Raw genomic sequence first — 11,056 nt, forward strand, 5'->3', positions numbered from 1 at the left:
GGTTACATAGCCTACGATTTCCGTAACACGGGTCGGAGTTCATTCAACCAAATCGGCGTTGGTCTAGAGTTTCTCTCTCCTACCTTTGATGCTCGAATTAATGGCTACTTCCCTGTTGGGGCAACCCGTAACCAGGTGGCTACATCCACGGCTGGTGGTTTTGCCTTTGTAGGCAACTCCCTTGTGCTCAGCGGCCTCCGCCAGTTTGAAACGGCTGCAACCGTAGTTGATGCTGAAGTAGGGCGTGAAATTGTTCCCATTGGTAGTAATGGTTCGTTACGTGCCTATGCAGGTACCTATCTCATTAGTGCCCAAGGNAGTCCAACGGTTGTTGGGGTTAAAGGTAGGGTAGAAGCCTTGCCCAGCGACTTTTTCAATGTTGGTGTTTCCGTGCAGAACGATGGCTTGTTTGATACCAGGGTAGTGTTTACGGTTGGGGCTAGTTTCCCTGGAACGTCACCTCAGGGCGGTAATGTTCCCCCATCAAGCGCCTTAAACCGCATTGCTGAGAATGTTGGTAGGCAGTCGGCAATCATTGTGGCTGATCCTACAGTATCTGGACAGACAGAGGTGACCACAGAGTTAGCTCGTAACCCCAATGGAGTGCCCTATCGGTTCCTACACGTGCGGCAAGGGGCAGGTGGTAATGGCACGAACGAGAATCCATTCACCTCTGTTCAGGCTGCCTTAGCCAATGATGCTTCTGGAGATATCATCTATGTGCGTGGCTCTGGAACTGAGAGTTTTGACCCTTCTCTAGACGCTGGTGTTAGCTTGCTCTTTAGTCGTGTTGAGCAACGCCTGCCCCTATTTGGGGGTGGCACTGTAGTCTTACCTGGCTCGAACAATGCAGCCGATGTTTATACCATCAACGCTACAGGTAGCCTTGATGTGGGCAGTAACTCTGTTGTGAGCGGACTCATCCTTACTCCAGGAGCAAACATACCGGGTATTACGGCTACGGGTGCTAGTAATGTTGACTTGAACAGAAATACTATTACAACGACAGGGGCACGGGGCATTAATTTACAGAATGCTACTGGTACTGTAACGATCGCCAACAACACAGTCAACTCGACAGGTGTCGGGGTTGATGCCATCTCAGTTAGTAACAACTCAGGTAATGTGAATCTTAACGTCACTAGTAATACTGCCACTGCGGGCAATAACGGCATTAATGTAGTGCTATCGGGCACTGCTACAGGGGGTGGCACAATCTCCAACAATACGGCGAACAACAGTGTTAGTGCTGGCATTTTCTTGCAAGTAGACACCCCTGATGCGTCCGCAGAGAGGGTCTTTACAATTGCTAATAACACTGTTACCAACAACGGCACAGGCCCCTCGTTTGCTCCCGGTATTCAAGTAGAGGCGCTGAATAACGCTCGTCTCAGGGTGACGATCGACTCCAATGTTGTCACAGGTAATGCCGATGGTGGCGTTGGTCTATTCACCTCTGGTGCGGGAACGGCAACTCTGTTTTCCCGAGTTCGCCTGAATACGATTACGGGTAACGGTGGATTAATCGGTGACTTAAACACCAATATTGTTGTGGGTGGCAATAACACTAGATTGTGTATTCAGCCTAACAATAATACTATTGGCACCTTTAATCGACAAAATAATGCAGGTGGTGCTGCCGTCATTCAAGTAGAAGGCCCATTACCAGGAACGAATACGATCACCTCGCTGCCAGCTCCAATTGGTACTGTGAATACCGTTGCAGCAGGTACTTGTGGTTTCTAGGGGCAGGGTTGTTAACCTAGCTAATCATGAGCGGAATTGTTGGTATTGTGCACTTCAACCAGACCGCGGTTGATCGGGATCTGCTCTCTAGAATGACCAAATTCTTGAGCTATCAGGGGCCTGATGGTTGCTACATTTGGTCTGAGGGCAACGTTGGTATGGGTTATGCTTTACTGTGCACAACTGCTAACAGCTCTGGGGGGCATCAACCCTATAGCTTGAGTAAAACTGTCTGGGCAGTAGCAGATATTCGTTTGGACGCTCGTGATGATTTAGCCCGATCGCTAGAGGCAAAAGGTTGCCCTATCTCTGCCAATGCTTCAGACATTGAATTACTGCTCTGGGCCTATCAAGTTTGGGGACAAACGTGTGTTCAGCATTTGCAAGGAGACTTCGCCTTTGCTATATGGGATGCTTCCCGTCAGCAGTTGTTTTGTGGCCGTGATCACTTTGGTATCAAGTTGTTTTATTACACCCGTGTTGGGGATCGCCTAATTTTTAGCAACAATCTTAACTGCCTGCGCCAACATCCTTTAGTCTCTAGCACCCTCAACGATGTGGCGATCGTCGATTTTCTCTTGTTTGAGGTTAACTACAACCCTGAGACCACCGTCTTTGCTGATATTAAGCGATTGCCACCTGCCCACACGTTAGTCTGTTCCGATGGCAACCAAGTTCAGTCGAGCTATTGGGTTTTGCCGACAGATGGTTGTATCCGCTACAGTCACGAGCATGACTATGTTGAGCACTTTCGGTGGCTGATGCAGCAAGCCATTGCTGAGCGGTTAACGACTAACCGAGTTGGCATCTTAATGAGTGGTGGTTTAGACTCAACTGCAATTGCGGCCATCGCTAGACAACTATCCCGTAGTGCTTCTCAGTCGATCGATTTACAGGCGTATACCATCGTCTGTGAAACAATCATGCCCGATCAAGAAAAAACTTACGCTGAGTTGGCGGCCCAATACTTGGGAATACCTATTCACTACCTGGTTGGGGACAGCTATACCCTGATGCAGGGGTGGGATCATCCAAAATCTCGTCGCCCTGAACCCAGCGCCCAAGTTTTTCCATCCCTGCTGAATGATGTTCTTAGTCGTGCAGTTTCACACTCGCCTGTCCTGCTTGCAGGCTATGGGGGAGACCCTGTATTGTTACCCTCTAGTGCCTATGCTTTGCGTTTACTGAGGGCAGGAAAGCTAGGTAGTCTCATAGCAGGTATCTGGCAGTACTGGTGCTGGAATCGACGATTACCTCCGATCGGGATCCGTACCCAAGTGAAAAAACTACTGTCTAGACCACCCCGCTCCCAGTCATGGACATGTCCTCGATGGCTGAATCCTACCCTGGTTACTCGGTTAAACCTGGCTGAGCGTTACCAGTCGTTATCACTGGCACATCAAAAGGATTTGGTTCATCCCACTCGGCAAGAGGCTTATCGCAATCTGCGATCGCCGACGCTAACGTCGATTTTTGAGACCTATGATCCTGGGATCACAGGTTATCCTGTGGAAGTGCGGTATCCTTACCTTGATTTGAGGCTTGTCAACTACCTGTTGGCAATTCCTCCCCTGCCCTGGTTTGTGCATAAGCAACTTTTGCGTCGAGCAATGGTAGGCTTATTGCCCGACCCTGTGCGTCTTCGCCCTAAAGCACCGTTGGCAGGAGATCCGGTTGCTGTACTCTGGCAGCATCCAAGCTCGCAATGGCTAGATCAAATCGGGTATCATACCCGCATGAGTGATTATGTTGACGTAGATTTCATTGCATCCTTTGGTGCAAATTGTGAATCATCTCGCATAAAATTGCGTCTGTTTAGTTTATCGCAGTGGTTTAGTTACGCTAATTTGTCAAACTCTTAGTTACGCTAATTTGTCAAACTCTGGAGAAGTCCTATGCAATTAAACAACACCGTCATTTCCACTAAAAAGCCCTATCATCAACCGACCCTAGTCACCCATGGCCATATCCGTGAATTGACCAAGGCAACCAATCAGGGTACAGCGTTTGATGCTTTTCCGATACTACCTACGCCTAACAACCGCTCAATTATTTAGAACTGCTAGATAGGGTTATCACTGGCTAATGGTAATAGGGTTTTTGTGCGGTTTACCTATCTTGTCTATGGTCTCTGTCTTAATGCAAGCGAGTTGTTACCGGGCTTAGTGCCCGTGGAAGGTGAGTGTTGGGGGTTGATGGTCAAACTCAACCTGGGGGCTGTTCCATCTCTTCTAGATCAAGCCGATATTGAAGAGGTAACACGGTATTATATCAGCACTGCTCAACAAGCTGGAGAACCGTCCTTAGTTATTAATCGTGTTGGTGATGGCTATATCCACCTGCGGTATGCCGATGGTACTCAGTTTGTGCTGCATCCTGAGCGATGTGAAATTTGGGCAACCTGGACAGGCCAATCAACCTTAGAAGATACAACCATGTATCTGTTGGGGCCGGTGTTAGGGTTTTTCTTAAGACTACAGGGTATAATCTGTTTGCATGGCAGCGCGATCGCCGTCGATGGTCATGCGCTAGCTATTCTTGGTAAGCCAGGTGCTGGTAAGTCAACAACAGCAGCAGCCTTAGCGGTCAGGGGCTATCCAGTGTTATCTGATGATATTACTGCTCTGAGTATCCTCCACGGGCAGTTCTATGTTCAGCCTGCCTATCCATACCTAAAGTTATGGTCGCCGTCTGTAGAGGCTCTGTATGGCAGCACCGATGCCCTGCCGTGGTTAACGCCCACGTGGAACAAGCAGTATCTAAATCTCAACCAATCAGGCTATCACTATCAGGCCGAACCATTGCCCCTTGGTGGCATCTATGTCTTGAACGCTCGGTCAGCGGATCCATCTGCACCTTGGATTGAGCCAATACCTAAATCTTCCGGGCTAATTGAGTTAATTGCAAATACCTATGCATCTAAATTGCTAGGTCGGGAGTTACGGGCAAGGGAGTTTGAGACCCTTAGCCAAGTTGCAGCACTGGTGCCCATACGTAAGGTAACCCCTCATGCAGAGTTTTCCTATCTGTCAGCACTATGTGACAGCATCGTGGAGGACTTTCGGTTGCTGATAGGATGACAGCATATCACAAATCCACTGCTCCACGCGATCGCCCATAGCCTGCTGAGAGAATTCCTGCTCGGCTTGGCGACGACAAGCCCTACGATCGAGGTCATCAATATGCAGAATAGCCTCCACGAGGCCAGCCACATTATCTGGTTCCACTAGCCAGCCTGTTTTGCCCTCTTGGATAATTTCTGCGGGGCCACCTCGTCGATAGGCAATCACTGGCACCCCACAAGCTAAGCTCTCAATCACCACATTGCCAAATGCCTCAACCCAGCGCGGAGTTACTAACAGGGCACGGGCTTGGCGCAACTGTTGTTGAAGTGCAGCAGTCGAAAGAAAACCCTGATAGGCAGCGATCGCCGAAGGATAGGTTTGGCAGAGCTGTTGCCAGTATTCGGGATCTGCAATTGCTCCCATAATTTTGAGGGGAATGCCAACATGCTCTGAGGCCGCAAGGGCATCTTCCAAGGCCTTTTCTGGAGCAATGCGCCCCACCCACGCCAAGTAGGATTGGGGATGAGCACAAAAATCATAGAGGGACAGGTCAATGCCATTACCAAGGCAACGACATTGCTGAGCGAAGGGAAAGGTAGCCGCTTGGGTGCGACTGTGAACTGCGATCGTCCCTGGAAATAGGCTAGCTATCTGTCCAATTACCCGATCCATAGCCTCAGAGAGGGATCCCATACTGACGAGATGACCGATCGGACGTTGTAAAAAGGGAGTCAGGTAAAAGGGCAACCAGTCGTAGGCAAAATTGAGGATTAGATCATAGTCTAACTGCACGCTGCGAATGTAGTCCCACATGGCAGCAATCACTGGTTCAGCAGGCATGACGATCGCAGCATCTCGTCCTTGGCTTTGGGCAGTTTCTTGGAGAGCACCCGACACCTGCACAACTGGCACCCCCTCTAGGCATGAACCAGACGGAGCCACTACTTGCACATGATGACCACGCTGCAACAACTCAGTGGCTATGTTTTTCAGGGTTAGCTCTACACCACCGCCTAGCCCACTTCCCAGCGGCCCAACCGAGGTAGAAGCAAATAGTAACCGATGCTTAGCCAATGCTGTAGACCTATTGGCGATTGCGAGCTTCTTGGCTGTTAGCAATCTCGTTGCGAATTTGGTTCAACGACCAACCAAACTCTAGATTGCGCTGGTAGCCATATAACCCACTGGCATCGGCTTCGCGGCCTAGCACTTCGCGATAGATTCGCCGGATTGCCTCAGTTGCTTCATTGCTGTTGGCTAGTTCACGCCGGATATCCGATAGGGAACGTCCACTCTGAAGCTGATAAGCATAGGCACGCAGGCTGTTAAAGTCACCATCTCGCCCTAGAATATCGCGATAAAGCTGGTTGATACGCTCGTAGGCCTGACGCTCACTGTACTGACTGCCACTGTTCCAGCCACCACCGCCATAGTACCGATCAATTTCAGATCGGGTCGCGGGCCTGCCGCAGGCTACTTGACCTGTGCGTTCATCGACAACACAGGTACGGCTCTGGGCAACCACCGGAGCAGCGATCGCTGAGGCCATCATCACTGTCGCAACTGCTAAGCAACCTCGCTTGAAATTCCGTGTGACTATGGTTTCCATAGGTATCACCTATTACTAATATAAGCATGTATAGACAGCATTGATTATGTGGTGCTAAACCATTACTGCTACTCAGCATAGACCAGCAACGATGGCCATAAGTTCCCCAGTGAATTTTAGGCTCAGCTAGTCGCTTCTACAGGCCGCGATGGGGCAGATGCAGCAACAGTTGTTGATTGTTCTTCTACTTGAACCAACTCAATGTGATTAAGCAAGGTAGTGACGAAGGCAAACAAAAGAAATGGTAATGACAGAACCAGCACTAGGCCAACCATAGCCAATGCATAGATGGGGCGACTGGCTCCCAAGAGCGCCATTGCTGCTGCTAATGTTACAAAAATCACTACCAACCACGCCATAATCTGACCATAGATATCCCCAAATGACAGGGTGCAAGCAACGCGATATTTTTGCATGTTAAGCATGGGATACCTCGCTCCAATTAGTTCTAGGGTTTATGTTGAGTGCTTAAAACATTAGAGTAAAGGTTTACAGCGAATTTCGGTGAATTCTCAATCCTTTTTCAAAACTCGCAATATTGCTTCAAATTTTCTACCGCTGGCAAGATAGCCATAGGCTCAGCAAAGAGCACCTAAAAGTCTCAGTTATCTAGGCGTGGCAGAGTGCAGGGCTAAGTTGCTGTTCACACTGCGATCGCTCAGCGGCTGAGAGGTCAGCATCGTTTACGTCTCGTCGTAATACCATGCCGTTGTGACCCGTGAGGAAGCGGGGTAACTCGTTAAAGGCGATCGGCTTCAGCGTTACCATGTCATAGGTAGTGTAGGTAGTCAGCTCTGGGGAGTCAAATTTAACATCCAACACAGTAATGGACTTGCGTGGAGGGGTGCCATCGACCAGGGGGCGTGGCCCAGACCCAAGAATACCCATGTGTAGCAATTGTAACTTACCTTTGTGGGCTGGATAGTAGGAATGGTGATGACCGCTGATGTAGGTATGGACATTATATTTTTCCAGCATGGCCTGGAGCTTGCTAGTGTTTTCCATGACTTCTGCGGGTTCATCCCGCCCGATCGCCACCGCATACAGAGGTAGGTGTCCTAACAAGATGCGCATCTTAGCTGCTTGGGCTTTTTCACTGGCTAGGGCCTGTTCTACCCAAGCTAATTTGTCATCGGGGATGTGGTTAGAGGAGCCATCCCAGGTCAAGAAAAAGATGTCCTTATACTCAAAGGTAAAGTAAAAGGGAAACTCATACTTGTCGATAAATTGCACGCCGGGGTCGTGGGCAGGGTCTTGCCAATAGGCTTTAGCTACATCGCGTTCTCGTTGAAAGAGAAAATTCCCAGTTACACCCAGAGCACTGGAGGCATCATGGTTGCCGATCGTGAAGCCATAGGGCAACTTCATCTGGCGCAGACGGGCAGCTACACGATCATCAAAAGCAGCCCACATGGCTCTCAGACGGTCTTCCGTCAATGTTGGATCTTGCCCTGCCACCATATCCCCGCTGCATAGCACCATATCTGGTTGCCAGAAGGGAATCAGGCTAATGCCCCTATCAACTTCAGGATCGTAGTCAGTGGATCCATAGACACTATTGAGATCGCTGATGACAACAAAGCGAACATCCCCACGGGGAGGATTAACCAAGCCACCAACACTGTCTACGATCGCCTTAGTTTCTGGTGGCAGCGGAGCCTGAGCAGTTGTTGTGGGTACCACAGGCTTAGACTGAGGCTGAGAACCTGTCGGTAACTGGGGTGATGGGGCAGACTGACAGGCATGGAGAGCCAGCGCTAGATATAACCCAACGATCGCTACGATACACATCCGGAGAAGGTGCCAACCGCGCATAGGAATCATACCGAGTAGAGGTTAGTGAGTTTTCCCCATTAAGATACCAGCTACAGGCAAGTTCTAATAACAAACCACACAATTGTCAGAACCCTTCTAAGGGATAGTGACTATTGCCTAGAACAGCGTCATATTGGTCAGGGTGACATTGCTGGATGGCACATCCACCGTCAGGTGTTGGAGAGCAGGGCTGTCGATCGTGAAGTTAGAGAAACGAATCGGCACGGGGCTAGCCTGCACCCGAATGCCAAAGTTAGCTCCACCTGTCGTCACGATGTTGCCTGCCGTTGGCTCAATATTCACCGTCCCGGCGGTAGCATTGTTCAAGAAAATGCCGTCACCTGTGGGGTTGGTAATGGAAATGGGACTAGTGATGTTAACGGTGCCCGTAACGCCATTTAATGCCATACCCTCGACGATCGAATTTGTGCTGGTAATCTGACCGCCTGTGATGCTGATGTTTTGAGATGTGGTGGCGATTAGGGCGGCATCGTTAGTGCCAATCAGGTTGCTATCGGCAATGGTGACATTGTTGGTGGCGTTTAAGTTAACTGCCCCAAACCCGGTACCAGCAGGGGCACTGTTGATAGTGCTGTTACGAATTGTGACCGTAGGTACCGTAATAGCAGCCACTCCGGCTGTGCCTGGATTCGTGACGGTTACCCCTTCAACCGTCAGGCTAGTACCATTTTGCATGTCCACCCCAGAGAAGACAGTGGTGTCGATCGTGCTGTTACGTACCGCAAGATTGCCAGAGTTGACGGCCACGACCCCATTGGCACCAGCATTTTGAATTTGGAAGCCATCCAAATTCACCGTGCCTGGGCTGTTTTGCACCAGCACACCCTCCACCCCGGTGTTTGTAATCTGAGCGGGACTGCCTGTAATATTCACGGTGCCTGCTGTGTTCTGGATGGTGATGCCATCTGCGGCGGGGGTATCAATTGTAATGGGGCTATTAATGGTGGCAGTGCCATCTACAGTGTCCAAGATCATGCCACTCGTTGGGGAGCCAGTGCTATTGATCTGTCCGCCCGTCACATTCAGATTTTGGATGCTAACGGCGACTAGGGCTGGCGAGCCATTGCCCTGGAGCACCGTGTTGAGTACGTTAACCGTGCCCGGAGCTGTAGCAATGTTCAATGCAGGGGCACCCCCAGAACCTGTGACTTGATTGTCGGTAATATTAGCCGTCCCAGCTAGGTTAGTCAGGTTGATGCCAGGGACATTGGTGCCTGTGATCTGGTTGTTGATGAGGTTGGCGGTGCCAGAAACCGCATCTAGATTAATGGCAGCGGTGGTGTCGCTGGCGATCGTATTGTCTCGAATTAGCACATTTGTTACCCCAGTTGCCGTAACACCGGGTGCCCCAGCCACATTGACATTAAACCCAGATAGGGTGGTATCGTTGCTCATGGTCACCGTGCCATTAACAGGGGGTGCAATGCCAGCCCCACGCAAAAACGGTGCCTCTAGCTGAATGTTGTTAACCTCAACGGCATTAATAGGCACTTGGCTCTGGGTAGACAGCACCGCTACTTGGGCCGGGATCGTGAAGGCACCAGTGGCAGGGGCACCCGCATTGGCTAGCACAAACACTATATCCCCAGCCGTTGCACTAGCCACCGCTGTGGCGGTATCTGTGAAGGGGGATGCCTCTGTGCCGTTGCCACCTGCGCCGCCAGTTTGATTCACCAGCAACAGACGCAGAGGGTTGCCTGTAATTGGGCTAGTAGCTAGTACCTGGTCATCGTTCCGTTGACCGGTGATGGTTGGGTCTGCGACATGGATGGCGTGCTGACGGGCAATGCTCTCTCCTAGGCGATCGATCCCCCGCAGTTTGGGCAGGGTATTGCGGTTGGGACTGTTGGTGTAGGCAGAACCAGGGAACGTAAGACCGATGGTAAAGGCAGCGCGGGTGTTGTAAAGCCCGTCATATTGCAAAGACACTCCCAGGTTGAGGAAGTCCGTAGGCAAGGCTTCTAGTCTACCCTTAATGCCAACTGCACTGGGGCTACCGGGCGGACTCAGGTAATACAAGCCACCATAGGCGCGCAACGTACCCCGATCGCCCAGGGCAGCGATTTTACCGCCAGCTTCTAGGTCAACGGCAGTGGCAGCCGCCTCAAACTCTTGGCGACGATCTAGCAAGAGGTTGGTGCCAATCCCTGGGGCAGGAATGAACTGGGAGGTACCCGGAAAAATTTCAGCCACTCGATTCCGGGTATTGCCCACGGGAATATAGACATTTAGCCGCGCATCCACATCCCCTAGGGTCTCAAACCCCAAGCCAATCTGGTTGAAGAAGCTGCGTCCAGTATTACGGGTGTCGTAGGCGATGTAACCACCATAGGTACGATCGCCACTGGGGCTATAGACTCGGTGCCCTAGTAGAATGTTGGTGCCTAGGGCACCATTCTGTTGCACCAGCAAGCGACCTTCTAAAAAGGTGATGGAATTCCCAGGGGTTTGTCCTAAGGGTGCAAAGCCTTCAACCCCAAAATAGCCATACTCATGACCAGTATTGGCACTGTTATAGCGAACGCCTAACCGAGGCGCGATGACATAGGTAGGGGTTGGTTGGGGTGCTGGAGAAGATGTGGTGCTGGTTTGGACGATCGCTAGCGGTGAGGAAGCGTCTATACCTGGCGGTGGAACAGTCACCCAGGATGGATTGGCCGGGGGTACCGTATTATCACCACTCGGTAACATGTCGTTAGGTGGTGTAGCAGGAGCAGGCACTGTAACTTCGGCTGGACGAGATGGCCGGGGTGAACTAGCCGGACGGCGAGGGGTTTGAGCTAGCTCACTAGAGGCATAC

General features: G+C 50.8%; 9 protein-coding genes. 4 read left to right on the top strand and 5 right to left on the bottom strand.

Annotated elements, in window-relative coordinates; all coding sequences use genetic code 11:
- From NZ772_06285 to NZ772_06300, 4 genes are all read left to right on the top strand, one after another.
- On the top strand, positions 1–1,746 hold a 1,746-nt coding region (locus tag NZ772_06285), incomplete at its 5' end, for a right-handed parallel beta-helix repeat-containing protein (GenBank protein ID MCS6813162.1).
- Between the two features lie 26 nt (positions 1,747–1,772).
- The gene (locus tag NZ772_06290) at positions 1,773–3,608 is read left to right on the top strand and encodes an asparagine synthase-related protein (GenBank protein MCS6813163.1); all 1,836 of its coding nucleotides are present in this window, start codon (positions 1,773–1,775) and stop codon (positions 3,606–3,608) included.
- Between the two features lie 33 nt (positions 3,609–3,641).
- Positions 3,642–3,803, top strand: coding sequence for a hypothetical protein (locus NZ772_06295; protein MCS6813164.1), 162 nt, complete (start codon positions 3,642–3,644; stop codon positions 3,801–3,803).
- A gap of 45 nt (positions 3,804–3,848) precedes the next feature.
- Positions 3,849–4,826, top strand: coding sequence for a serine/threonine protein kinase (locus NZ772_06300; GenBank protein MCS6813165.1), 978 nt, complete (start codon positions 3,849–3,851; stop codon positions 4,824–4,826).
- On the opposite strand, the gene NZ772_06305 is transcribed toward NZ772_06300, so the two are convergent.
- The 5 genes from NZ772_06305 to NZ772_06325 all read right to left on the bottom strand — a co-directional run.
- Positions 4,782–5,885, bottom strand: a complete 1,104-nt coding sequence (locus NZ772_06305) for a glycosyltransferase family 4 protein (protein MCS6813166.1) — start codon at positions 5,883–5,885, stop codon at positions 4,782–4,784. The genes NZ772_06300 and NZ772_06305 overlap by 45 nt on opposite strands.
- 10 nt (positions 5,886–5,895) lie before the next feature.
- Positions 5,896–6,420 (bottom strand): DUF4214 domain-containing protein, encoded by a 525-nt coding sequence (locus tag NZ772_06310; GenBank protein ID MCS6813167.1) that lies wholly within the window; start codon positions 6,418–6,420, stop codon positions 5,896–5,898.
- A 122-nt stretch (positions 6,421–6,542) separates the two neighbouring features.
- The gene (locus NZ772_06315) at positions 6,543–6,845 is read right to left on the bottom strand and encodes a hypothetical protein (protein ID MCS6813168.1); all 303 of its coding nucleotides are present in this window, start codon (positions 6,843–6,845) and stop codon (positions 6,543–6,545) included.
- Positions 6,846–7,029: 184 nt separating this feature from the next.
- Positions 7,030–8,235, bottom strand: coding sequence for a metallophosphoesterase (locus tag NZ772_06320; GenBank protein MCS6813169.1), 1,206 nt, complete (start codon positions 8,233–8,235; stop codon positions 7,030–7,032).
- 117 nt (positions 8,236–8,352) lie between these two features.
- The coding region (locus NZ772_06325; protein MCS6813170.1) for a hypothetical protein at positions 8,353–11,056 on the bottom strand (2,704 nt) is incomplete at its 5' end.

Source organism: Cyanobacteriota bacterium, from assembly GCA_025054735.1.
In the GTDB taxonomy this organism is placed as follows: Bacteria; Cyanobacteriota; Cyanobacteriia; order SKYG9; family SKYG9; genus SKYG9.

What these genes read in the sequence shown, in the direction of transcription:
- NZ772_06315 (MCS6813168.1), bottom strand. Translation starts at nt 6,845, where the DNA reads ATGCTTAACATGCAAAAATATCGCGTTGCTTGCACCCTGTCATTTGGG.
- NZ772_06295 (MCS6813164.1), top strand. Translation starts at nt 3,642, where the DNA reads ATGCAATTAAACAACACCGTCATTTCCACTAAAAAGCCCTATCATCAA.
- NZ772_06320 (MCS6813169.1), bottom strand. Translation starts at nt 8,235, where the DNA reads ATGCGCGGTTGGCACCTTCTCCGGATGTGTATCGTAGCGATCGTTGGG.
- NZ772_06290 (MCS6813163.1), top strand. Translation starts at nt 1,773, where the DNA reads ATGAGCGGAATTGTTGGTATTGTGCACTTCAACCAGACCGCGGTTGAT.
- NZ772_06310 (MCS6813167.1), bottom strand. Translation starts at nt 6,420, where the DNA reads ATGGAAACCATAGTCACACGGAATTTCAAGCGAGGTTGCTTAGCAGTT.